Consider the following 23,375-nt stretch of genomic DNA (forward strand, 5'->3'; position numbering starts at 1 on the left):
CGTCAATCCCCCAGCAGCTCCCCGATCGGCTGCAGGTCTTCCACGCGGTCGCAGATAGATTTCACGATCATCATGATCGGGATGCCCAGCAGCAGGCCCCAGATGCCCCAGATCCAACCCCAGAAAATCACGCCGATGAACACCGCCACGGGGTTCATGCGGCTGGTGCGGCTGGTGAGCCAGGGCACCAGCAGGTTGCCCACCAGCGTGTGGATGAGCAGCGAGGTGCCGCCGATCAGCAACGCCATTTCGACGCCGTTGAACTGCAGGAAGGCGACCAGCGCCGAGGCGCCCATGACGATGATCGAGCCGACGTAGGGAATCAGGTTGGTGACGGCCGCCAGGATGCCCCACACGGCGGCGTTCTCCAGGCCCAGCGCCCAGAAGGCCAGGCCAGTGATCACGCCAACCAGCGCGCTGCTGCCGATCTGCACCAGCAGGTAGCGCTCGATGTGGCTGGTGACGTCGTCGAGCACATGCACCGTGATCTTCTTCTTCTCGAGGCTGTGGCCGGTGATCTTGACCAGCTTGCGCCGGAAGGTGGTGCCCGAACACAGCGCGAAGAAGGTGAGGAAGGCCACCAGCGTGAGTTGCCCCGCCGCGGTGACTAGCCCGACTGTGCCGCTCCAGAGGTAGTCGCGCACATTGAACGGCGGGCGCTCGACGATCACGCGCTGCACGCCGCGGCGCGCCGCCGGCGCCGCAGCCGCGGCCTGCTCGAGTTGCGCGGCCGCCAGCTGCACGGTGTCGAGCGCGCTGGCGTTGTCGCGCGGCCCGCGGGTGACGGCCAGGCGCAGCTTCTGCGCGGCGACCGGCAGCGAGTCGACCAGCTGCGCCGCGCTGCCCGAGAGCGAATAGCCGGTCCAGCCGAAGGCGCCGCCGATGCCCAGCAGGATGAGCGCGGCGCCCAGCGCGCGGGGCAGATGCCAGCGCTCCAGGCGGTCGACCAGCGGCGACAGCGCATAGGTGCTGATCAGGCTCAGCATCAGCGGGATGAAGACCGCCTGCGCCCAGTGCAGCGCGAAGATGGCGCCCAGCACGGCCACCACCACCAGCGACGCGCTGCGCACGTCCACCGGCATCTGCAGCAGCACGCGCTCGCGCTCTTCCTTCACGGCCTCGGCCATGGCCAGCGCCTTCAGTTCGCGGCGCTCCCCGTCGGTGGCACCGTCCGGTTCCCGCCCGGGGACGGGGGGCACGACCGGGACCTCGGAGGGTTCGATGTCCGGCAGCGGAGCGACGGTCGTGTTCATGATGCAGATTCCTTCAAGGCTTCCCGGACCCCGGCCAGCTGGCGCCGCGACACGACCACCGGCTCGGGCACGCCTTCCAGCCGCAGCGCCCAGCCCTCGGCCTCCTCGCCGTCGTCGTACTTCTCCAGCGCGCGGATCGCGGCCCGCGCCACCAGCGCGTTGCGGTGCACGCGCACGAAGCGCTTCGGGTAGCGTTCCTCGAACTCGGCCAGCGATCCGTCCAGGATGTGGCTGCGCGTCGCGGTGCGCACCGTGAGGTACTTGAACTCGGACTTGAGGTAGAGCACCTCGGCCAGCGGCACGCGCTCGGTGCGGCCGCGGTCCTGGATCAGCAGGTGCTCCGCTGGCGGCGCATCGGCCGCCGCGCCGCGCCGGTCCTTGAGATGACGCTCGGCCTTCTGCAGCGCCTGTTGCAGCCGCTCGACGCGCACGGGTTTCGTCAAATAGTCGACGGCGTCCAGCTCGAAGGCCGTCACGGCGTGCGCCGCGTGCGCGGTGACGAACACGATGGCCGGCGCATCCGGCCTGCCGTGCAGCAGACGCGCGAGTTCAACGCCGTCCATGCCGGGCATGTGGATGTCGAGCAGCACCAGGTCGAGCGCCAGGCGGTCCAGGTGCTGCAGCGCCTGCTCGGCGTGCGACGCCTCGGCGATCACCTCGGCCGCGGGCGCGTTGCAGTCGCCCAGCAACGTTCGAAGGCGCGACCGCGCCAGGGCCTCGTCGTCGACGATCAATGTCTTGAGCTTCATCGGCCTCCTCCTCGCTGTCTGGTGGCTCTTACGAGCCGACGGGGATCACGATCCGCACGCGGTAGTTCTTCTGCTCGAGCCCGGCGCTGAACTGCGCCTGCATGTCGTGCAGCAGGCGCAGCCGGTCGCGCACGTTCGCCAGCGCGATGCCGTGGCCGCGCGGCAGCGGCTCGTCGGCCCAGCGCAGCGGCGGCAGGCTGTTGACCACTTCGATCACCACCATGCCGCCGCGCCGCTCGGTACGGATGCGCAGCTTGGCACCCTCGGGGCTGGGTTCCACGCCGTGCTTGACCGCGTTCTCCACCAGCGGCTGCAGCAGGAGCGGCGGCAGGCGCGCCGTGTTGGCGCTCGGGTCGATGTCCCAGCGGATGCGCAGCCGGTCGCCGAAGCGCACCTGCTCGATCGCCAGGTAGCGCTCGGCCAGCGCGATCTCGTCGGCCAGCGTGACCGATTCGTCCGGGTCGGCCAGCGCGCGGCGGAACAGTTCGCTCAGGTCCTCCAGCATGGCCTCGGCCTTGGCCGGTTCCTCGCGCACCAGGGCGATCGCGCTGTTGAGGGTGTTGAAAAGGAAGTGCGGCCGGATGCGGGCCTGCAGTTCTTCCAGCCGCGCCGTCATGGCGGCCGGCGTCTGGCCGCGGGCGCGCAGCACCAGGGCGGCCATGATCACGGCTGCGAACATCGCGCCGGCGGCCGCACTGGCGACCCAGGGCGCCGTCGCCACCACGCCGGTGAGCCAGAGCAAGGCACAGCCATAGAGCGCCGACAGCGCGCCCAGCGTGGCGCCCGCCGCGTACTGCGCGGGGCGCGACAGGCGGGCCAGGATCTTCTTGAGGGCACAGGCCGCCACCAGCCAGAGCAGCGTGGCGGGCAAGGCACCGCCGGTGACCGTCGCGGCCAGCACCAGCCACTCGCCGGGCGTGGCGCCGACGAAGAGCGTCGTGACCGCCACCACGGCTTCCACCAGCAGCACGGCACGCAGCACCACCCCGATCTGGCAGGCGTCGAACAGCCCCCCCGTTCCGGCGAGCGAAGGCCCGCGGACCGAAGACCGCGCAGGCGACGAAGGGGTGGCCGATAAAATCGACGGGTTGCGCATCACAGACACATCGGGTAACCGAACCATTATTGCCTTGCCAAGGCCTCCCATGACCCAAAACCAACTCGACAAGAAATCCGAAGCCTGGTCGGCCCTGTTCTCCGAACCCATGAGCGACCTCGTCAAGCGCTACACCGCCAGCGTCTTCTTCGACAAGCGGTTGTGGCAGGCGGACATCGAGGGTTCCTTGGCGCATGCCGGCATGCTCGCCGCACAGAAGATCATCGGCGCGCAGGACTTGGCCGCGATCGAAGGCGGGCTGACGCAGATCCGCAACGAAATCGAATCGGGTACCTTCGACTGGAAACTCGACCTGGAGGACGTCCACCTCAACATCGAGGCCCGCCTGACCCAGCTGGTCGGCGACGCCGGCAAGCGCCTGCACACCGGCCGCAGCCGCAACGACCAGGTCGCGACCGACGTGCGCCTGTGGCTGCGCGGCGAGATCGACCTGATCGGCGGCCTGCTCGTCGATCTGCAGAAGGCCCTGGTCGACATCGCCGACAAGAACGTCGAGGTGATCCTGCCGGGCTTCACCCACCTGCAGGTGGCGCAGCCGGTGAGCTTCGGCCACCACATGCTGGCCTATGTGGAGATGTTCGCCCGCGACGCCGAGCGCCTGCTCGACGTGCGCCGCCGCCTGAACCGCCTGCCGCTGGGCGCCGCCGCGCTGGCCGGCACCAGCTACCCGCTGGACCGCGAGCTGGTCGCCAGGACGCTGGGCATGGACGGCGTGTGCCAGAACAGCCTGGACGCCGTGAGCGACCGCGACTTCGCCATCGAGTTCACCGCCGCGGCCAGCCTGTGCATGGTGCACATCAGCCGCTTCAGCGAGGAACTGATCCTGTGGATGAGCCAGAACTTCAGCTTCATCCAGATCGCCGACCGCTTCACGACCGGCAGTTCGATCATGCCGCAGAAGAAAAACCCGGACGTGCCGGAACTCGCGCGCGGCAAGACCGGCCGCGTGGTCGGCCACCTGATGGGCCTGATCACCCTGATGAAGGGCCAGCCCCTGGCCTACAACAAGGACAACCAGGAAGACAAGGAGCCGCTCTTCGACACCGTCGACACGCTCAAGGACACCCTGCGCATCTTCGCGGAGATGGTCGGCGGCATCACGGTCAAGCCCGACGCGATGGAACGCGCCGCGCTCAAGGGCTATGCCACGGCGACCGACCTGGCCGATTACCTGGTCAAGAAGGGCCTGCCCTTCCGCGACGCGCACGAAACGGTGGCGCACGCGGTCAAAGCGGCCATTTCGCACCAGGTCGACCTGTCCGAACTGCCCCTGGCCGTGCTGCAGCAGTTCAATCCGTCGATCGAGAAGGACGTGTACGACGTGCTGAGCCTGCGCGGCTCGCTGAATGCGCGCAACGTGCTGGGCGGCACCGCACCGGCACAGGTCCGGGCGCAGGTGGCGAGGCATCGCGCACGCCTGGGCTGAGCGCGGAAAGGAGGAGCGCGCCCCCGGGGCCCTTTCGTCCGCACCAGTTCACATTTGTGACTTTTTTTGGTGTTTACGCGTATATCCAACCCTGTCCAATCGGACTATGCAGGCCGAAATGTAAGACCTTGGTGCTAAAGTTTGGCGTTCCTCCACTCCTCGCGCAGGCTCGTTCCTTGAGCCGCGCGATGCCCCGTACCCATGGAACCTTCCCGTTGCGTCGTCGTCATCCTGACCTTCAACTCCGCCGAGATCATCCCGGAGACCGTGGCGCAGGCGCTGAAGGTGAGCCCGCGGGTCTTCGCCGTCGACTCCTTTTCCAAGGACGGCAGCCCTGAGTTGCTCGAGGCGCTGGGCTGCACCGTGGTGCAGCGTGCCTTCAGCAACTACAGCGACCAGCGCAACTGGGCCATCTCGCAGGTGGAGAAGGACTTCGAGTGGCAGTTGCACCTGGACGCCGACGAGGTGCTCGACGACCGCGCCGTGGAGGAAATCCGCGCCCTGATGGCCGGCACGCCCGACCATGACGCCTACATGCTGCGGCGACGCGACTATTTCATGGGCAAGATGCTGCGCTTCAGCGGTGTCAACCCCTGGCACCTGCGCCTGTTCCGCTCCGGCAAGGGGCGCTGCGAAGCCCGCCTCTACGACCAGCATTTCATCAGCCCCAGCAAATCGGCGCGCCTCACGGGCTTCATGCACGACAAGAACTCCGCCAAGCTGGCCGACTGGATCGCGAGCCACAACCGCTGGACCGACGCCGAGGCGAAGGAAAAGCTCGGCCCGCGCAACCTGGGCGGCGAAGGCGTCCTGCAGCCCCGCCTGCTCGGCGGCGCGCGCGAGCGCACCCGTTTTCTGAAAGAGCTCTACTACAAGCTGCCCACAGGTACCCGTGCGCTGAGCTACTTCATCTACCGCTACGTGTTCCGGCTCGGCTTCCTCGATGGCACGATCGGCTTCTACTTCGCGTTCTTCCAGGCCCTGTGGTTCCGCATGCTGGTGGATGCGAAGATGTACGAGCAGCGCATGCAGCGCACGCCCTGATTTCCTTTTTCCCCTTTTGGAGTGACTTCGCCCATGCGCCAATACAACGCCTCGAAGCGAATCCTGGTCACCGGCGGCGCCGGTTTTCTCGGCAGCCACCTGTGCGACCGCCTGATCGAACAGGGCCACGACGTGCTTTGCGTCGACAACTTCTTCACGGGCACCAAGCGCAACGTGGAGCACCTGCTCGACCACCCGCGCTTCGAGCTGATGCGCCATGACGTGACCTTCCCGCTGTACGTCGAGGTCGACGAGATCTTCAACCTGGCCTGCCCCGCCTCGCCGGTGCACTACCAGCACGACCCGGTCCAGACCACCAAGACCAGCGTGCACGGCGCCATCAACATGCTGGGCCTGGCCAAGCGCGTGCGCGCCAAGATCCTGCAGGCGTCGACCAGCGAGGTCTACGGCGACCCCGAGGTGCACCCGCAGTACGAAGCGTACTGGGGACGGGTCAACCCGATCGGCATCCGCAGCTGCTACGACGAAGGCAAGCGCTGCGCCGAAACCCTGTTCTTCGACTACCACCGCCAGCACCAGCTGCGCATCAAGGTCGTGCGCATCTTCAACACCTACGGCCCGCGCATGCATGCGAACGACGGCCGGGTGGTGTCGAACTTCATCGTGCAGGCGCTCAAGGGCGAGGACATCACGATCTACGGAGACGGCAACCAGACGCGCAGCTTCTGCTACGCCGACGACCTGATCGAAGCCATGCTGCGCATGATGGCCACCGGCGACGAGTTCCCCGGTCCGGTCAACATCGGCAACCCCGGCGAGTTCTCGATGCTCGAGCTGGCCAACAAGGTGATCGCGCTGACCGGCTCCAAGAGCAAGCTGGTGCGCCTGCCGCTGCCGTCGGACGACCCGAAGCAGCGCCGCCCCGACATCACGATCGCACAGAAGGAGCTCGGCGGCTGGACGCCCCAGACGCAGCTCGACGAAGGTCTGAAGAAGACCATCGCCTACTTCGACAAGATCCTCACCGAACCCGCAACCGTCTGACACCCTCATGAACGTCTCGATCATCGGCACCGGCTACGTCGGCCTCGTCACCGGCGCCTGCCTGGCGGACATCGGCAACCACGTCTTCTGCCTGGACGTCGACCCGCGCAAGATCGCCATCCTCAAGGACGGCGGCATCCCCATCTACGAACCGGGCCTCGAGGGTGTGGTCCAGTCGAACGTCGAGGCCGGCCGGCTCGACTTCTCGACCGACATCCAGGCCTCGGTGGCGCACGGCGACATCCAGTTCATCGCGGTGGGCACGCCGCCCGACGAGGACGGCAGCGCCGACCTGCAGTACGTGCTGGCCGCGGCCCGCAACATCGGCCGCTACATGGAGAGCTTCAAGGTGGTGGTCGACAAGTCGACCGTGCCGGTGGGCACCGCCGACAAGGTGACGGCCGTCATCCAGGAAGAGCTCGACAAGCGCGGCCGCGGCGACCTCGGCTTCTCGGTGGTGAGCAACCCCGAATTCCTGAAGGAAGGCGCGGCGGTCGACGACTTCATGCGCCCCGACCGCATCGTGATCGGCGTGTCCGGCGACGACAACGGCCGCCGTGCCCTGGCGTCCATGCGCGAGCTGTACGCGCCCTTCAACCGCAACCATGAACGCACCCGCGTGATGGACGTGCGCTCGGCCGAGTTCACCAAGTACGCGGCCAACGCGATGCTGGCGACCCGCATCAGCTTCATGAACGAGCTGGCCAACCTGGCCGACCGCGTGGGCGCCGACATCGAGGCGGTGCGCCAGGGCATCGGCTCCGACCCGCGCATCGGCTACAGCTTCCTGTACGCCGGCACCGGCTACGGCGGCAGTTGCTTCCCGAAGGACATCCAGGCCCTGACCCGCATCGCGCGCGAGAACGGCCAGACCCTGCGCGTGCTGGAATCGGTCGAGGCGGTCAACGACGAACAGAAGACCGTGCTGACCGACAAGGTCTTCGCGCGCTTCGGCAAAGACCTGAGCCAGCACTGCTTTGCGCTGTGGGGCCTGGCCTTCAAGCCCAACACCGACGACATGCGCGAGGCCCCGAGCCGCGTGGTCATCAGCGCGCTGCTGCGCGCCGGTGCGCGCATCGTGGCGCACGACCCGATCGCGGTCGAGGAAACCCGACGCGTGCTCGCACTCGACTTCGCCGATGCGCCGCAGCTGCTCGACCGGATCAGCTACGCCAAGTCGCCGATGGCCGCAGTGGAAGGCGCGGACGCGCTCATCATCGTGACCGAGTGGAAGGCCTACCGCAGCCCGAACCTCGAGCGGCTGAAGACGACGATGAAGTCGCCGGTGGTGTTCGACGGCCGCAACCTCTACGAGCCGGCCATCATGACGTCGGCCGGCGTGATCTACCACGGCATCGGCCGCAACAGCCTGCACGCCGCCGGCTGACCGGGCCGCGGGCGCGCCGTGTTCTACGCGATCCCGCTGGAGAACCGGCCGAGCTGGCGCAACCCGCCATGGGCCACGATCCTGTTGATCGTGCTGAACATGGTGGTGTTCTGGGGCCCGCAGCGGGCCGAGGAACGCGCGCAAGAACGCGCTGCGCAGTTCTACGCGGCCAGTTCGCTCCCCGCGCTCGAACTGCCGGCCTTCGTCGACTGGCTCGCGACAACCGGTTCGCCCCACGCGGAGCGCGCACGGCGGCTGCTCGCACGCCAGGCGGTCGAGCCGCTGCTCGACGGCCTGCAGAACGAGCCGCGCTTTTTGAAGCTGCTGCACGACGGCCTGGTCGTCACGCCCGCCCATCCGCAGCATGCGCAATGGCAGCAAGACCGCGCACAGTACGAGCAGAGCCTGCCGCCGCCCTTCACGCGCCGCTGGGCACAGGACTACAGCGCCGACACCGAGTCCAAGCCCTGGACCTGGGTCACCGCCGCCTTCCTGCATGGCAGCACCGGTCACCTGCTGGGCAACATGCTGTTCCTCTTCCTGTTCGGCTTCTCGGTCGAGCTCGCCCTGGGCCGCGGCACCTACCTGGCCTTCTACCTGCTCGGTGCGGTCGGTGCGGCGCTGCTCGCAGGCTGGGCCTATGCGGGCAAGGGCAGCATCGGGCTCGGTGCCTCCGGGGCGGTGTCGGCGCTGATGGGCATGTACGCGGTGCTCTACCGGCTGCGGCGCATCCGCTTTTTCTACCAGCTGTTCTTCTATTTCAACTACGTCACGGCGCCGGCGCTGATCCTGCTGCCGGCGTGGATCGCGAATGAACTGCTGCAGCATTTGCTCGGCGGCCAGGGCATCGCCTACATGGCGCACCTGGGCGGCTTGCTGACCGGTGCGGCGCTGATGGCCGCCGCCATGCACCTGCGCAAGACGCGTCCGGTCGAGCTGCCGGCGCCCACCGCGCCCGATCCGTTCGAGCTGCACAGCGCGGCGGCGCGCAAGCTGGCCGCGGAGATGAAGTTCGACGCGGCCTGCGCGGAATGGCGCGCCGCAGCGCAGCACCGGCCGGACGATGCCGATGCGTTGCGGGCCTGGTTCAACCTGGCACGCCTGCAACCGGCCGGTGACGACTTCCACCGCGCGGCGCAACGCATCTTCCGGCTGCAGCGCCAAGACCCGGCCACGCTGGAACTGCAGCACGCCAGCTACCTGACGTACCTGAACCAGGCCCGACCCGGCGCGCGGCTGTCGCCGGGCGACATGGCGCGGCTCGCGCGGCGCTTCACACGCGTGCAGCAGTTCGAGGATGCGCAGCGTCTGTGTCAGGCACTGGCCAAGACGGCGCCCGACCACGCGGAGCTGGCCGACACGCTCACCGTCTGCGCCAACGGTCTGCTGCAGGCCGGCCGCCACGCACAGGCGCAGCAGTGGCTGCCACAATTGCTGCGCGTGGCACCGAACGACATGGTCACGCGCACGCTGCTGCAGCAGGCCCCGCCAGCGGCAGCGGGCTAGCGCGTATCAGGAGGCCGCCGGCGCCAGCGGTGCGGCGGGCGCGCCGCGGTCACGCAGCAGCCAGCGCACCTCCTGCGTCTGTGGCGCCTCGGGGTAACGCGCCTCCAGCACGGCAAGGATCGGTTTCGCCAGGTCGGCACGGGCCAGCCCTTCGATCAGCACGCGCGCGGCCAGTTCGTAGACCTGCGGAATGGCGGCGTGGCCGCGGAAGCGCTTGTCGAAACCCTTCACCCAGGCCAGCGCTGCGCGCGCGTTGCCGCTGCGCCATTCGAGCCGGGCGAAGGCCAGCACCGTGTCGCCGTCGTCGATCTGGAAGGCCGGGTCACGTTCCGCGCAGGCCCGCACCACCTTGAGCGCTTCGGACGCCAGGTCGCGCCGCATCAACAGCGGGACGAAGCGACGCGCATGGTCCAGCAGCGTGGCCTGCTTTTCGGGCGCCAGCAGCAGCACCCGGTGGTAGCGGCGCTGCGCGGCCAGGTCGTCGGGCGCAGTGCGCTGCGCCTCGTAGGCGAGCGCCAGCGCGCCGATGACGTCGCCATCGGTCACCAGTTGCGCGACCTCGGCATCGGCCTCGTCGCGCGCGATCTGCGCTGGCGTGCGGCGGTCGGCTTCGTAGTCGTCGGCACCGGCGCCGGGCAGCAGGTCGATGCCGAGGTCGACATGGTTCTGGTACATCACGTAGCCCAGCAGGCTCGCCATGACCCAGCTGAAATAGATGAGCAGGAAGTTGAAGATCGGCAGCGCCAGCCACGGGCTGATGGCCGGCAGCACCATCGCGAGCGCCAGCTGCGCGCCGGTGCTGAGCAAAAAGAGGAACAGGCACAGCAGCGCATAGGGCCAGCCGATGGCGCGCACCGTCATCCAGAGAAAGGTGGGGTTGAGCGACTGCCAGAAACTGCACGACTGCACCAGCACGATGACCGTCGCCGGGAACAGGAAGGACAGCGCGAACAGCCCCAGCGTGGCGAGCACCGGACTCAGCAGCCCCAGCCCGCCGACGACGAAGCCCTGCACCAGCGACACGGCGAACAGCTTCCAGGGCAGGTTCGTCCAGTCCTCGTCGAGTTCGCGCGGGAAGTCGCTGGCGCGCACGATGCCGCGCGAGCCCAGCGCGATGACGCGGAAACCGTAGCGGCTGGCCGCCAGCAGGATGCCGAGTTCGACCAGGACGATCGCCAGCACCTGCGGCAGGAAGAACAGCACCTGCGCCAGCAGGCTGCACAGGGACAGCACGAGCGCGTAGGCCAGCGGCCGCAGCTGGAACGGGAACGCAAAAAAGGTGTTGAGCCGGTGCCAGAAAGGACGCGGCGTCGCGGGTGCGGCTGAAGACATGGCGGACGGTCCCTCCGAAAGCTGCTGCGCAGTATAAGTTTCAATATGTTTCAACCGGCGCCGAATGCGGCCTGCTGTTGCGTGTGCGCCGCGCTCCTGCAAGCCGATTCGCCATTTCTGACCGCGTGGCGCGAAACTTGCCAACCTCGCGCCACTCCCACGCGTTGTTCGACTGCCATGCGCCCGATGAAAGCCGCTTTCTCACTCTCCGCCCTCTGCCTCGCCTGCGCCGTCGCCACGGGCGCTGTCGCGCAGGCCGAGCCCCGCATGGTCTCCCCGGCGGCGCTCACGGTCGCGCCCTCGCCCCCTTCGCCCGAGTACCAGGCCGCGATGACGCGGTGGCAGAGTTCGCTCACCGCCTTCGCGAATGCCGACAAGGAAAAGCTGCCGGGCACCGACGGCGTGCTGTTCGTGGGCAGTTCCACCATCCGCTTCTGGACGCACCTGGCGCAGGACTTCCGCCAGTCGCCGGTGGTCATCAACCGCGGCTTCGGCGGTTCGACCATGGCCGACTGCAGCCTGTTCGCGCGCGACCTGGTGGTGCGCTACAAACCGCGCCACGTGCTGGTCTACGCCGGCGACAACGACCTGGCCGAGGGCCGCACGCCGATGCAGGTGATGGAGAGCTTCGCGCGCTTCGCCAACACGGTGCGCGACGAGTTGCCGGGCACGCGCATCAGCTACATCTCGATCAAGCCCAGCCCCTCGCGCGAGGCGTTGCTGCCCCAAATCCGCAGCACCAACGCGATGATCGCGGCCTATGTGCACACGATGGCCAACGCCGACTACATCGACACCTTCACGCCGATGATCGGCGAGGACGGCCGTCCGCGGGCCGATCTGTTCCTGGGCGACCGCCTGCACATGAACGACGCCGGCTACCGGCTGTGGCAGTCGGTCATCAGTGCGCACGTGGCAGCCCCGGCGGTGCTGGCCGACACGGCCACGCCGGGCGCCCTGGCCGTGCCGACGGCGGCCCTCCGGCCGAAGCCCTGAACCGCGCTCAGTCGCCGCGCCGGGCCCGCGCCGCCTTGCGCGCATCGACCCACAGCGTGGCCCGCGCCACCCCGTAGAACACGGCGAACACCACGGACAGCAGCACGGCGTCGCCCCAGGCCGGCCTCGCCGTCTGGCTGCTGCCGTAGAAGGCGAGCACCAGCAGCACGGCGACCAGGTGCGCGCAGAACACCGGCAACGAGGCCGACCCCATCGCCTCCAGCCAGTGCAGGCGCGGCAGACGGCGCATCAGCGCCGGGCCGAAGGCGATCGCCAGCACGCCGAGCGCCACCAGGTTGACCAGCCGCAGCGGCCCGAGCAGCCACTTGTCGAACAGCAGGTTGAGCTGCACGTCGCCGCCGAACGGCGCCTGCCCGTCGGGGCCGTGGTGCCGCCAGTACAAACCATAGAGCGCGATGGCGACGCTCGCCACCAGCAGCCAGTGCGGCAGGCGCAGGGGCTTCGCCCCTGGCATGCTGCGGCTCGCGCCCAGCCACAGGCCCATGAACCACAGGAACTGCCAGGCGTAGGCGTTGAAGGCGCCCATTTCCTGGAACGGGACGGGCAGCCCGGTCCAGTGCACGACCCCGTTGTAGATCCATTCGCTGAGGCCGAACTGCGCCGCCGCCCAGACCGCCGTGCTGGCCAGCGCCACCGCGGCCCAGCCGTGCCGCAGCGAGAAGGCCAGCACCCACGGGCTCAGCAGCATGAAGAAGATGTACATCGGCAGGATGTCGAGCAGCGGCGGCTCGTAGACCAGGGCCAGGCCGTAGAGGAAGGCATGACGCGGCTGCGTCAGGTAGTAGGACATCAGGTCCTTCACCGCCGGCTGGTCGATGCGCAGGCCCACGGCCGCGATGATGGTGAACAGGAACAGCAGCGTGGCCGCCTGCGCCATGTAGATCTTGAGCGCGCGCTGCCAGAAGGCGCGACGCATGGCGTCGACGCCGTCGCGGTAGGCGGTGCGGGTGTAGACCAGCCCGGCCATGAAGGCCGACAGCAGCACGAAGCCCTCGGCCGCCGACACGAAACCCAGGGGCTGGCCCAGCGGGTCGGTCAGGCGCGACGGCAGGTGGGTCAGGGTCATCAGCACCAGCATCAGGCCGCGCAGGGCGTCGACCTCCCAGTAGCGCGTCGACGCAGGCCGTTCGGCGGCGGAAGGCGGTGCGGCCGTCATCGGCAGGCGGGACGTCCGCTCAGGCGAGCGCGCGGATCGCGTCGACCACGACTTCGCCGTAGCGCTTCCATGAATAACCGGCCGCATGCTGCGCCGCCTTGTCCTTCATGGCGACCAGCTCGGGCCGGTGCTGGTTGAGCCAGGCGAGCCTGGCGGCGATCTGCTCGGGCGAACGGATCGGCACCAGGAAGCCGGTCTCGCCCTCGACCACCAGATCGGCGCCGCCGGTGTTGGGCGTGATGACGACCGGCAGGCCCTGGCTCATGGCCTCCTGCATGACCAGCGCGCGCCCTTCGACGATGGAAGGCAGGCAGAACACGTCGCAGCTGCGCATCAGCGCCAGCACCTCGGCATGGGGGCGACCCTTCTCGTGGGTGAAGCCCGCATATTCGCGGCGGTAGAAGTCGAGGTCGGCCATCGGCGAGCCCATGACGACCAGCTCGATGTTCTCGCCGCCGAGCAGGCGCATGGCCTGCAGCAGGTCGCCCAGGCCCTTGCGCTGGCCCATGGAGCCAGCGAAGAGCACGCGCATCGGGCGGCCGGCATCCAGCGCCGCGTCGGACCAGCCGCCGGTCCAGACCGGTGGCGAACCGAAAGGCGACATGACGACGGCCTTCTGCGCCGCCGAGGCCGGCAGCGAATCGCGCACGAAGTGGCTGGCCACGACCACCAGGTCGGCCAGGTCGAGCTCCTGCGTCTTGCGCTCGAGCTTGGCCGGCGAATCGAGCAGGCCACCGCCCAGCGTGGGCGCCCAGGCGGGCAGGCGCTCGGCCTCTTCCTGCTGCAGCCGACGGCCCAGTTCCCAGTAGGCGATGGGCAGGTCGTACACGCGCTTGAGGCCCAGCGTGCGGGCGGCGCGGAAGGTGTCGAGCGCGCCATCCTCGTAGGCGTACACGGCGCTCAGGCTGTCGCGAGAGACGCGGCGCGGCAGCGCGTGCGCCACGAAGCGATCGAAGTCCTGGATGATGGCATCGGTCGACGCGAAGCCCTGCTCATGCCGCAGCGCCGAACGCCAGCCGACCGCGCCGCACGCCACCCGCGCCAGTTCGCGCCACGGATGCTGCAGCACCTTGTCGCGCGGCACGTCGAAGCGGCGGCGCAGCCACTCGCGCCGCATCTTGTCGGGCATCAGCCGAAGCAGCGGGCTGTGCTCGTCAGCCGCCACCGTGGTGGCGAAACGGCCCAGCAGGTCCGCTGTCTGGAGGGCGTCGAGCATGGCCCGCACATTCTGGTTTCCTGCGGGGTGGCTCAACAGCAAGGTCATGGCGGCCGATCATAGTGGAGCCCTCGGCGGCCAAGACGCATGGGCTCACGCCGCCGACGCCCTCTCGCGCTCGAGGCCGGCGGCACCGTCAAGGACTTGCGCTACCCTCCCGGCTTCTCAGAGGAGCAGGCATGAAGAGAACAACAAGCAGATTCGCGCTGGCCACGCTGCTGGCCCTGGCGACATTCCCGGCGATGGCCCTTCAGGCGATCAGCATCAGCCCGCAGGGCGAGGTGTCGCGAGTACGGCAAGTGGTCGCCAAGTTCGACCAGGCGGCCGTCAATTTCGGCGACCCGAAGGCACCGGCGCCCTACACGGTCAGCTGCAACGACGCGCAGGCCGGCAAGGGCACCCCCCGCTGGACCGGCGAGAAGCAGTGGGTCTACGACTTCGAGAACGACCTGCCGCCCGGTGTGCGCTGCACGGTGACGCGCGTGGCCGGCTTCAAGTCGCCGGCCGGCGCCGAGCTCACCGGCCCGCAGCGCCACGAGTTCAGCACCGGCGGTCCCTTCGTGCGCAGCATCCAGCCGAGCTACGGAAAGATCGACGAGCAGCAGTCCTTCGTGCTCGAACTCAACGGCCCCGCCACGCTCGCGAGCGTGCGCGACAACGTCTGGTGCGTCGCCGACGGCGTGGGCGAACGCATCCCCGTGACGCAGCTGGACGGCGAGGACCGCGCCGCGCTGCTCAAGGCCTTCGGCCGCGAACGCCAGGCCCAGAAGGAGCCGCTGCGCTTCGCGACACTGCAATGCAAGCGCACGCTGACCGCCGGCAGCCGTATGCAGCTGGTGTACGGCAAGGGCGTCGCCACGCCGTCGGGCGTGGCCAACACGATCGAGCGGCGCTTCAACTACGAGGTGCGCGAGCCCTTCGCCGCGACCTTCACCTGCGAACGCGAGAACGCGCAGGCCGCCTGCCTGCCGCTGCGGCCGATGGAACTGCGCTTCAACGCGCCCGTCACCCGCAAGATGGCCGCGCAGATCCGCCTGGCCGGCGGCGGCAAGACGATCGAGCCGAAGGTCGACGAGGACAGCGGCAACGACGACGCCGTCGTGAACGGCCTGAGCTTCCAGCCGCCCTTCCCCGAGAACACCAAGTTCAGCGTGACGCTGCCGTCCTCCTTCCAGGACGCTTCCGGTCGCCCTCTCGGCGCACCCGACAGTTTCCCGCTGGCCACGGCCACCGGCGCCATGCCACCGCTGGCCAAGTTCGCGGCCTCGCCCTTCGGCGTGATCGAGCGCCTGGCCGAGCCTGGCGGCGTCGCGATGATGCCGGTGACGGTGCGGCGCGTGGAGCCGGCCCTGCAGGTGCAGGCGCTCACGCCCGGCAAGGTGAGCGACCTCAACCCGACGACCGACGCGGAAATCATCGCGTGGTTCCGCAAGGTGCGCCGCTACGACAACAGTTCCACGGTGGCCCGGTCGATCGCCGCGCGCGACGTGAAGGCGCCGCTGCCGAAGGTGATCGACAAGGACAACCGCGACAGCGTGCAGACACGCATGGTGTCGCTGCTCGGCGGCCAGGTCGGCGTGAAGACGCTCGACATGCCGAAGGCCGAGAGCGGCGACCCCCGACCCTTCGAGGTGATCGGCATCCCGCTCACGCCGGGCTTCCACGTGCTGGAGATCGCCTCGCAGAAGCTGGGCGAATCGCTGCTCGACGAGCGCTACGGCAACGGCCGCACGATGTACGTGCGCACCACGGCGCTGGCCACCAACCTCGCGGTGCACTTCAAGCTGGGCCGCGAGAACGCGGTGGCCTGGGTCACCACGCTCGACAAGGGTCAGGTGGTGCCGAACGCCGCAGTTCGCGTGTCGGACTGCCGCGGCCAGGAGGTTGCGCGCGGCACGACCGGCCCGAACGGCGTGGCGACGCTGGAGGGCATCTCCGCCTCGCCGCCGAGCTGCAACTCGGAGAACGAGTACGGCAGCGACGCGTACTTCGTCAGCGCGCGCGCGACGCTCACCGACGCCGGCGACAAGAAGGCCAAGCCGGTCGAAGACCTGGCTTTCACCTGGAGCGACTGGCAGCGCGGCATCGAGCCCTGGCGCTTCAACGTGCCCACCAGCCAGGAGCCCGAGCCCGACCGCGTGGCCCACACGGTGTTCGACCGCACGCTGTTCCGCGTCGGTGAAACCGTGTCGATGAAGCACCTGATCCGCACGCAGACCAGCAAGGGCTTCGGCCTGCCGGACGCGCTGCCGGACACCCTCGTGATCACGCACGTCGGCAGCGGCCAGCAGTTCACCCAGGCGGTCGACTGGCGCAAGACCGGCACCGGTGGCCAGAGCGCGGCCAACACCTTCGCGATTCCACCGGCCGCCAAGCTGGGCGTCTATCAGGTCGAACTGCGCAGCGGCAAGGACAAGGCGGATGACGAGGACGGCCGCCGCAGCTACGGCACCGGCATGTTCCGCGTCGAGGAATTCCGCCTGCCAGTGCTCGAGGGCCGAGTGGCGCCGAGCGACAAGCAGCCGCTGGTCGCCATCACCGCGCTGCCGACCGACGTGCAGATCAACTACGTGGCCGGCGGCGGCGCCGCCAACCTGCCGGTGCGCGTGTCGGCCATGGTGCGCGGCAAGAGCCTGGACTTCGCCGACTACGACAGCTTCACCTTCTCGCCGCCGCGCAAGCGCGACGACCAGGCCGCTTCCGACGCCGACGAGGAGGCCTCGTCGTCGGACGACACCCGCGTGATCGCCGACAAGCTGCCGCTGACGCTCGACCGCAACGGCGCCGGCAAGCTCACCATCGACAAGGTGCCGCTGGCCAAGGCGACGCCGCGTGAGCTGCTGATCGAAGCGACGTATTCCGACCCGAACGGCGAGGTGCAGACCATCCGCAGCACGCAGACGCTGTGGCCCGCGGCGGTCATCGCCGGTCTCAAGACCGAAGGCTGGATCTCGACCGACAAGAAGCTCAAGTTCCAGGCGCTGGCGCTGGACCTCGCCGGCAAGCCGGTGGCCGACACCAAGGTGCAGGTGAACGCCGTGGCGCGCATCACCACCACCAGCCGCAAGCGCATGGTCGGGGGCTTCTACACCTACGACAACAAGACCGAGGTGAAGGAACTGGGCACCGTGTGCAGCGGCAACAGCGATGCGCGCGGCCTGGTGCTGTGCGAAGCGGCGCTGAAGGAGGCCGGCCAGGTCGAGCTCATCGCCACCGCCACCGACAAGGAAGGCCGTGTGAGCCAGGCCGCCAGCTCGGTCTACGTGACCAAGCAGGGCGAGCTGTGGTTCGGCGGCGAAGACCACGACCGCATCGACGTGCTGCCGGAGAAGAAGAACTACCAGCCGGGCGAAGTCGCCAAGTTCCAGGTGCGCAGCCCCTTCCGCTTCTCGACCGCGCTGGTCGCGGTGGAGCGTGAAGGCGTGATCGAGACGCACGTGGTGCAGCTCAACGGCCAGGACCCGACCGTGAGCCTGCAGGTCAAGCCCGAATGGGGGCCGAACGCCTACGTGAGCGTGCTGGCGCTGCGCGGCCGGCTGCGCGACGTGCCCTGGTACAGCTTCTTCACCTGGGGCTTCAAGGCGCCGCGCGAATGGTGGACCGCCTTCTGGGTCGAGGGCAAGGAATACGTCGCACCGACCGCACTGGTCGACCTGAGCAAGCCGGCCTACCGCTTCGGCCTGGCCGAGATCCGCGTGGGCACGGCGGCCCATCGCATCGACGTGAAGGTCGCGAGCGACAAGCCGAGCTACCCGGTGCGCGGCAAGGCACAGATCACCATCACGGGCAAGCTGCCCGATGGCAAGCCCGCCGCCGGCGCCGAGGTGGCGCTGGCCGCGGTCGACCAGGCCCTGCTCGAGCTGATGCCCAACGACAGCTGGAACCTGCTCGAGGCCATGCTGCAGCGTCGCAGCTGGGGCGTGAGCACCTCGACGGCGCAGATGGAGATCGTCGGGCGCCGGCACTACGGCAAGAAGGCCGTGCCCGCGGGCGGCGGTGGCGGCAAGGGCCAGACCCGCGAGCTGCTCGAGACGCTGCTGCTGTGGAACCCGTCGATCGTTCTCGACGCCAACGGCCAGGCCGTGGTGACCGTGCCGCTCAACGACGCGCTGACCACCTTCAAGATCGTCGCCGTGGCCGACATGGGCGTTGGACTATTTGGGACAGGCCAGACCACCCTCCAGGCCACGCAGGACCTGCAGATCATCAGCGGCCTGCCGCCGCTGGTGCGCGAGGACGACCAGTTCCGCGCGCAGATCACGCTGCGCAACACGACGCAGAAGGCGATGAAGGTCGAGGCGTCACCGCGCGCGACGCTGCTCACGCTCGAGACGCAGACCATCGACATCCCGGCTGGCGAAGCCCGCGAGGTGGCGTGGAACGTGACGGCGCCCGCGCAGCTGGCGCAGACGCGCGCCGAAGCCATCCTGTGGGAGATCGAGGCGAAGGACACGGTCAGCGGTGCGCGCGACGCGCTCAAGGTGCGCCAGCGCATCGTGCCGGCCGTGCCGCTGACGGTGCAGCAGGCCACGCTGGTGCAGGTCGACGGCAGCTTCACGCTCGACGTCGCACCGCCGGCCGACGCCCTGCCGGGCCGAGGCGGCCTGAAGATGTCGCTGCAGCCCAAGCTCGCCGAAGGCATGCCGGGCGTGCGCGACTGGTTCGCCAACTACCCCTTCGCCTGCCTGGAGCAGAAGACCAGCAAGTCGATCGGCCTGCGCGACGGCAAGCTGTGGCAGGGCGTGGTGGCGCAGCTGCCGAGCTACCTCGACAGCGACGGGCTCGCGAGCTACTTCCCGCCGCGCGACGGCGAGTCGAACCGTGGCAGCGACATCCTGACGTCGTACCTGCTCGCGGCGACGAACGAGGCCGCCGCCATCGACCCGGCCTTCGCGCTGCCCGATGACGCGCGCGCACCGATGGAACAGGGCCTGATCGCCTTCGTCGAAGGCCGCATCCAGCGCGAGTTCTGGAGCCCGCGCAAGGACCTGGACGTGCGCAAGCTCGCCGCGCTCGAGGCGCTGTCGCGCTACGGCAAGGCGCGCGGGGGCATGGTCGCGAGCATCACCATCGCACCCAACCAGTGGCCCACCAGCGCGGTCATTGACTGGCTGCAGATCTTGAAGCGCGTGAACGACGTGCCGCAGCGCCAGCAACGCCTGGACGAAGCGAACAACGTGCTCAAGGCGCGGTTGAGCTACCAGGGCACGAAGGTGATGTTCAGCACTGAACAGGACGACTACTGGTGGTGGCTCATGACCAACGGCGACGTGAACACCGCACGCCTGCTGCTGGCCGTGATGGACGACCCGGCCTGGAAGGACGACATCGGCAAGCTGGCCAACGGCTTCATCGGCCGCCAGCAGAACGGCGCCTGGCACACGACCACCGCCAACCTGTGGGGTGGGCTGGCACTGGACAAGTTCTCCAAGGTGTTCGAGAGCGTGCCCGTGGCCGGCACCACGACCTCGGTGCTGCGTGCGCCACCGGTCGGCAACGCCGATTCGGCCGGTCGCACGCAGAGCGTCGACTGGAGCCGCGTCGAACGCGTGAAGGCCAACGATGCTGCAGGCGCGCCCAACCAGACGACCTGGTTCGGCGCCCCGGCCTCGCCGGGCAACCTGCGCAACAACACGATGTTCCTGCCCTGGGCGCAGCCGCAGAAGGAAACGCTGACCGTCACGCACAACGGCGCCGGCAAGCCCTGGCTCACGCTGCAGTCCGTGGCCGCCATCCAGCTGAAGGCGCCGTTCGCGGCCGGCTATGCGATCAAGAAGACGATCACGCCCGTCGAGCAGGCGACGGCCGGCAAGTACACGCGCGGCGACGTGCTGCGCGTCACACTCGAGGTCAACGCCAGCGCTGACATGACCTGGGTCGCCATCACCGACCCGATCCCGGGCGGTGCCACCATCCTCGGCAGCGGCCTGGGCCGCGACTCGCAGATCGCCACGCAGGGCGAGAAGAAGAGCGGCGCGGGCTGGCCCGCCTTCGAGGAACGCAGCTTCGAGTCCTTCCGCAGCTACTACGAGTACCTGCCCAAGGGCGTCGTGAAGATGGAGTACACGGTGCGCCTGAACAACGTCGGCGACTTCGCGTTGCCGCCGAGCCGGGTCGAGGCGATGTACGCGCCCGAGATGTTCGGCGAGACGCCAAACGCGCGGGTGAAGGTCGAGGCGGGGCGCTGAGCCCCTTTCACTGGAGAGGAATCCGATGACGATCGAACTGCCCCGCGAAGTCCGTCAGCAGGCCATCGCGTCCATCGAGCGCTATTTCCGCGAGCACATGGACGACCCCAAGATCGGCAACATTGCCGCCGGTGCGCTGCTGGGCTTCTTCCTCGAGGAGATCGGCCCGACGCTCTACAACCGCGGCGTGGCCGATGCGCAGGAACGCATGCAGGGGCGCGTGTCGGAACTCGACATCGAGGTGCACGAGGAAGAGTTCGACTACTGGCGCAAGTACGACCAGCAGCCGAAGCCCCGACGCTGATGCGCCCGGTCAGTTGCGGCGCGGGTCGCCCGGGCGGCTGTCGTAGCGGTTCGGCACGCCGTCGCCATCGCGGTCCCGGTCGTAGCGGTTGGGCACGCCGTCGCGGTCGCGATCGCCCCGCATGCCCGGGCCCGGCGGTGGCGGGCGGTTGTCGTAGGGAGCGACCACGCAGCCCGCCAGGGCGGCGGTTGCAGCAAGCACGACGAGAAGTGATTTCATGGGGATGTCCTCCAGTTTTTCGGCAGGCACGACGGTTCGGGCCTGTTCCGGACCGCATGGTCGGTGCGCAGCGAGACCGCAGGCGTCGGCCCGCCCGCGCGACTTAAAGTAGGCCCGTTGCCCGTCTTGCACGCCATGCACCTTCTCTCCCTCTGCTGCCCCAGCCTGCGCCGGCCGCTGCTCGTGCTGGGCATCGCGGCCGCGTGCGCGGGGCCGGCCTGGGCGCTGCCGACCTTCGACGCGGTCCGACGCGAGTTCCGCCCGTCCGACACCGAGGTGCTCGATCGCGACAGCGCCCTGCTGCAGCGCGTGCGCACCGACGCCACCGTGCGCCGCGGGCAATGGATCGCGCTGGCCGACGTGTCGCCCGCCCTGCGGACCGCCATGGTGCTCAGCGAAGACCGACGCTTCTACGAGCACAGCGGCGTCGACTGGCGCGCCGTCTCGGCCGCGGCCTGGGGTAACCTGTGGAACACGCGCACGCGCGGTGCATCGACCATCACCATGCAGCTGGCCGGCCTGCTCGACGACGAGCTGCGGCGCGGCAACGGGGGCCGCAGCCTGACGCAGAAGCTCGGCCAGACGGTGGCCGCCGCGCAGCTCGAAGGCCAATGGCGCAAGGACCAGATCCTGGAGGCCTACCTCAACACCGTGCCCTTCCGCGGCGAGATCGTCGGCATCGATGCCCTGTCGCGCACGCTCTTCGGCAAGGCGCCGCACGGGCTCGATGCGCGCGAAGCAGCCGTGGCCGCGGCGCTGGTGCGTGCACCGAACGCCAAGCCCGCCCTGGTCGCGCAACGCGCCTGCGAGGTGATGAAGGCGATGGAAACAACCGACGCCGAGCGCCGCCGCATCGATTGCGACGCCATCGACATGTTCGCGAGCGCCGCCCTGCAGCGCCGTGCCTTCGAGCCGAGCGAGGGCATCGCGCCGCATGCCGCACGCCGCGCGCTGCAGCTGCGCCGCGACGCTGCACCGACCGGTACGAACACCGCCGACGCCACGCTGCGCACCACCCTGCGCGCGCCGCTGCAGCGCTTCGCCGTGAGCACACTGCAGCGCCACCTGCGCGAACTGCGCGGCCGCAACGTCGAAGACGCCGCGCTGGTGGTGCTCGACAACGCCAGCGGCGAGGTGCTCGCGTGGGTCGGCTCGTCCGGTGCGCTCAGCCGCGCCGGCGAGGTCGATGCGGTGCTCGCGCAGCGCCAGCCCGGCTCCACGCTCAAGCCGCTGCTCTATGCGCAGGCCATCGCCGAGCGGCGCCTGACCGCCGCGTCGCTGCTCGACGACTCCTCCGCGCAGATCAACACGGCCAGCGGGCTCTACATCCCGCAGAACTACGACCGCCAGTTCAAGGGGCCGGTCTCGGTGCGCACCGCGCTGGCCGCATCGCTCAACGTGCCAGCGGTGCGCACGCTGGTGATGGTCTCGCCGGAGTCCTTCGCGCGCCAGCTGCAGGCCGCCGGCCTGCCACTGCTCGAGAGCGGCGGCTACTACGGCTACAGCCTGGCCCTTGGCAGCGCGGAGGTGTCGCTGCTGGCGTTGACCAATGCCTACCGCACGCTGGCCAATGGCGGACGTTTCGGCGAGACGCGCATGCTCCCGGCGGCAGCACCAACACCCGCGCCACGCACGCCGACCGCGCCGCCTGCCATCGACCCGCGCGCCGCGTTCATCGTCGGCGACATCCTGTCGGATGCCAACGCACGCACCCGCACCTTCGGCGTCGACAGCGTGTTGGGCACCCGCTTCTGGACGGCGGTGAAGACCGGCACCAGCAAGGACATGCGCGACAACTGGGCCGTCGGCTGGTCGCAGCGCTACACGGTCGGCGTGTGGGTCGGCAATGCCGGCGGCGCGCCGATGTGGGACGTGAGCGGCACCAGCGGTGCCGCGCCGGTGTGGGCCGAGGTGATGGGCTTCCTGCATGCGCGCGAACCCAGTCGTGCACCGCCTGCACCCACCGGCGTGGTGCAGGTGCCGGTGCGCTTCGGCAGCGAGCTCGAAGCGCCACGCAGCGAGTGGTTCATCGCCGGCACCGAGCAGCGCCTGTTCGCACCCGACGCCGCGGCGGCAGATGCTGGCAACCGCATCACGTCGCCGGCCGATGGCTCGATCATCGCGATCGATCCCGACATCCCGCCCAACCGCCAGCGCGTGCGCTTCGAGGCACAAGGCCAGGGCCTGCAGTGGCGCATCGACGGCAAGCCCTTCGCGCGTGGCAACCAGGCCCAGTGGATGCCGTGGCCGGGCCGTCACTTGGTCGAACTGACCGATGGCCGCGGCGAGGTGCTCGACCGAATCCGCGTCGAAGTGCGCGGTGCCGGGGTGCTGGCACCGGTGGCACGCCGCCCCTGAACTACCGCGCGGTAGCGATATCCCCTTCATGGGGTCGGATGCGTCGTCGACCGACAGCGGGCGTTGCGGCAACGCCGCAAAATGGCTGACGCCCAGAT

The 23,375-nt window shown here is 69.1% G+C and carries 16 protein-coding genes; 9 read left to right on the forward strand and 7 right to left on the reverse strand.

Annotation, left to right across the window (positions count from 1 at the left end):
• Positions 1-2: 2 nt before the first annotated feature.
• From QTH86_RS25275 to QTH86_RS25285, 3 genes are read right to left on the reverse strand one after another with little or no spacing between them, the layout of a single operon-like run.
• On the reverse strand, positions 3-1,253 hold the full coding sequence (locus QTH86_RS25275; protein WP_444814085.1) for an AI-2E family transporter: 1,251 nt from the start codon (positions 1,251-1,253) through the stop codon (positions 3-5).
• Entirely contained in the window at positions 1,250-2,002 is a 753-nt protein-coding gene (locus QTH86_RS25280; RefSeq protein ID WP_286648922.1) for a LytR/AlgR family response regulator transcription factor, read from the reverse strand. Before QTH86_RS25280 ends, QTH86_RS25275 begins: the two co-directional genes overlap by 4 nt.
• Positions 2,003-2,030: 28 nt before the next feature.
• On the reverse strand, positions 2,031-3,098 hold the full coding sequence (locus tag QTH86_RS25285) for a sensor histidine kinase (protein WP_286648923.1): 1,068 nt from the start codon (positions 3,096-3,098) through the stop codon (positions 2,031-2,033).
• Positions 3,099-3,147: 49 nt separating this feature from the next.
• Here QTH86_RS25285 and argH point away from each other — a divergent pair, with 49 nt between their 5' ends.
• The 5 genes from argH to QTH86_RS25310 all read left to right on the forward strand — a co-directional run bounded on the left by argH (position 3,148) and on the right by QTH86_RS25310 (position 9,487).
• Complete coding sequence (argH, locus tag QTH86_RS25290; protein WP_286648924.1) at positions 3,148-4,545, forward strand: argininosuccinate lyase; 1,398 nt, start codon at positions 3,148-3,150, stop codon at positions 4,543-4,545.
• Positions 4,546-4,746: 201 nt separating this feature from the next.
• Positions 4,747-5,589 (forward strand): glycosyltransferase family 2 protein, encoded by an 843-nt coding sequence (locus QTH86_RS25295; protein WP_286648925.1) that lies wholly within the window; start codon positions 4,747-4,749, stop codon positions 5,587-5,589.
• 33 nt (positions 5,590-5,622) lie between these two features.
• Positions 5,623-6,594: a UDP-glucuronic acid decarboxylase family protein gene (locus tag QTH86_RS25300; RefSeq protein ID WP_286648926.1), complete on the forward strand. Its 972-nt coding sequence runs from the start codon at positions 5,623-5,625 to the stop codon at positions 6,592-6,594.
• A 7-nt stretch (positions 6,595-6,601) separates the two neighbouring features.
• Positions 6,602-7,981 carry a UDP-glucose dehydrogenase family protein gene (locus QTH86_RS25305; protein WP_286648927.1) on the forward strand — a complete coding sequence of 460 codons (1,380 nt, stop codon included), beginning with the start codon at positions 6,602-6,604 and terminating at the stop codon, positions 7,979-7,981.
• A gap of 18 nt (positions 7,982-7,999) precedes the next feature.
• Complete coding sequence (locus tag QTH86_RS25310; protein WP_286648928.1) at positions 8,000-9,487, forward strand: rhomboid family protein; 1,488 nt, start codon at positions 8,000-8,002, stop codon at positions 9,485-9,487.
• A gap of 6 nt (positions 9,488-9,493) precedes the next feature.
• On the opposite strand, the gene QTH86_RS25315 is transcribed toward QTH86_RS25310, so the two are convergent.
• Entirely contained in the window at positions 9,494-10,819 is a 1,326-nt protein-coding gene (locus QTH86_RS25315; protein WP_286648929.1) for a hypothetical protein, read from the reverse strand.
• Between the two features lie 186 nt (positions 10,820-11,005).
• Here QTH86_RS25315 and QTH86_RS25320 point away from each other — a divergent pair, with 186 nt between their 5' ends.
• A complete protein-coding gene (locus QTH86_RS25320) occupies positions 11,006-11,815 on the forward strand; it encodes an SGNH/GDSL hydrolase family protein (RefSeq protein WP_286648930.1) in 810 nt (269 codons plus the stop codon).
• A gap of 7 nt (positions 11,816-11,822) precedes the next feature.
• Here the strand turns inward: QTH86_RS25320 and opgC are convergent, their stop codons facing one another.
• Both opgC and QTH86_RS25330 read right to left on the reverse strand, forming a co-directional pair.
• Positions 11,823-12,992, reverse strand: a complete 1,170-nt coding sequence (opgC, locus tag QTH86_RS25325; protein WP_286648931.1) for an OpgC domain-containing protein — start codon at positions 12,990-12,992, stop codon at positions 11,823-11,825.
• A gap of 19 nt (positions 12,993-13,011) precedes the next feature.
• On the reverse strand, positions 13,012-14,208 hold the full coding sequence (locus QTH86_RS25330; protein WP_286648932.1) for a glycosyltransferase family 4 protein: 1,197 nt from the start codon (positions 14,206-14,208) through the stop codon (positions 13,012-13,014).
• Between the two features lie 179 nt (positions 14,209-14,387).
• On the opposite strand from QTH86_RS25330, the gene QTH86_RS25335 reads away from it, so the two are divergent.
• On the forward strand, positions 14,388-20,396 hold the full coding sequence (locus QTH86_RS25335; RefSeq protein ID WP_286648933.1) for an alpha-2-macroglobulin family protein: 6,009 nt from the start codon (positions 14,388-14,390) through the stop codon (positions 20,394-20,396).
• Positions 20,397-20,421: 25 nt separating this feature from the next.
• Positions 20,422-20,700 carry a DUF2164 domain-containing protein gene (locus tag QTH86_RS25340; protein ID WP_286648934.1) on the forward strand — a complete coding sequence of 93 codons (279 nt, stop codon included), beginning with the start codon at positions 20,422-20,424 and terminating at the stop codon, positions 20,698-20,700.
• A 9-nt stretch (positions 20,701-20,709) separates the two neighbouring features.
• Here QTH86_RS25340 and QTH86_RS25345 read toward each other — a convergent pair whose 3' ends face one another.
• A complete protein-coding gene (locus QTH86_RS25345) occupies positions 20,710-20,919 on the reverse strand; it encodes a hypothetical protein (protein ID WP_286648935.1) in 210 nt (69 codons plus the stop codon).
• 135 nt (positions 20,920-21,054) lie between these two features.
• On the opposite strand from QTH86_RS25345, the gene pbpC reads away from it, so the two are divergent.
• Positions 21,055-23,277: a penicillin-binding protein 1C gene (gene pbpC, locus QTH86_RS25350; RefSeq protein ID WP_286648936.1), complete on the forward strand. Its 2,223-nt coding sequence runs from the start codon at positions 21,055-21,057 to the stop codon at positions 23,275-23,277.
• Positions 23,278-23,375 lie beyond the last annotated feature (98 nt).

Origin of the sequence: Variovorax sp. J2L1-78 (genome assembly GCF_030317205.1) — a bacterium.
GTDB classification, from domain to species: Bacteria; Pseudomonadota; Gammaproteobacteria; order Burkholderiales; family Burkholderiaceae_C; genus Variovorax; species Variovorax arabinosiphilus.

Bases quoted from the DNA above. Each gene is read 5' to 3' on its own strand.
- QTH86_RS25275 (WP_444814085.1), bottom strand. From the start codon at position 1,253: ATGAACACGACCGTCGCTCCGCTGCCGGACATCGAACCCTCCGAGGTC.
- QTH86_RS25280 (WP_286648922.1), bottom strand. From the start codon at position 2,002: ATGAAGCTCAAGACATTGATCGTCGACGACGAGGCCCTGGCGCGGTCG.
- QTH86_RS25285 (WP_286648923.1), bottom strand. From the start codon at position 3,098: ATGCGCAACCCGTCGATTTTATCGGCCACCCCTTCGTCGCCTGCGCGG.
- argH (WP_286648924.1), top strand. From the start codon at position 3,148: ATGACCCAAAACCAACTCGACAAGAAATCCGAAGCCTGGTCGGCCCTG.
- QTH86_RS25295 (WP_286648925.1), top strand. From the start codon at position 4,747: ATGGAACCTTCCCGTTGCGTCGTCGTCATCCTGACCTTCAACTCCGCC.
- QTH86_RS25300 (WP_286648926.1), top strand. From the start codon at position 5,623: ATGCGCCAATACAACGCCTCGAAGCGAATCCTGGTCACCGGCGGCGCC.
- QTH86_RS25305 (WP_286648927.1), top strand. From the start codon at position 6,602: ATGAACGTCTCGATCATCGGCACCGGCTACGTCGGCCTCGTCACCGGC.
- QTH86_RS25315 (WP_286648929.1), bottom strand. From the start codon at position 10,819: ATGTCTTCAGCCGCACCCGCGACGCCGCGTCCTTTCTGGCACCGGCTC.
- QTH86_RS25320 (WP_286648930.1), top strand. From the start codon at position 11,006: ATGAAAGCCGCTTTCTCACTCTCCGCCCTCTGCCTCGCCTGCGCCGTC.
- opgC (WP_286648931.1), bottom strand. From the start codon at position 12,992: ATGACGGCCGCACCGCCTTCCGCCGCCGAACGGCCTGCGTCGACGCGC.
- QTH86_RS25330 (WP_286648932.1), bottom strand. From the start codon at position 14,208: ATGCTCGACGCCCTCCAGACAGCGGACCTGCTGGGCCGTTTCGCCACC.
- QTH86_RS25335 (WP_286648933.1), top strand. From the start codon at position 14,388: ATGAAGAGAACAACAAGCAGATTCGCGCTGGCCACGCTGCTGGCCCTG.
- QTH86_RS25340 (WP_286648934.1), top strand. From the start codon at position 20,422: ATGACGATCGAACTGCCCCGCGAAGTCCGTCAGCAGGCCATCGCGTCC.
- QTH86_RS25345 (WP_286648935.1), bottom strand. From the start codon at position 20,919: ATGAAATCACTTCTCGTCGTGCTTGCTGCAACCGCCGCCCTGGCGGGC.
- pbpC (WP_286648936.1), top strand. From the start codon at position 21,055: ATGCACCTTCTCTCCCTCTGCTGCCCCAGCCTGCGCCGGCCGCTGCTC.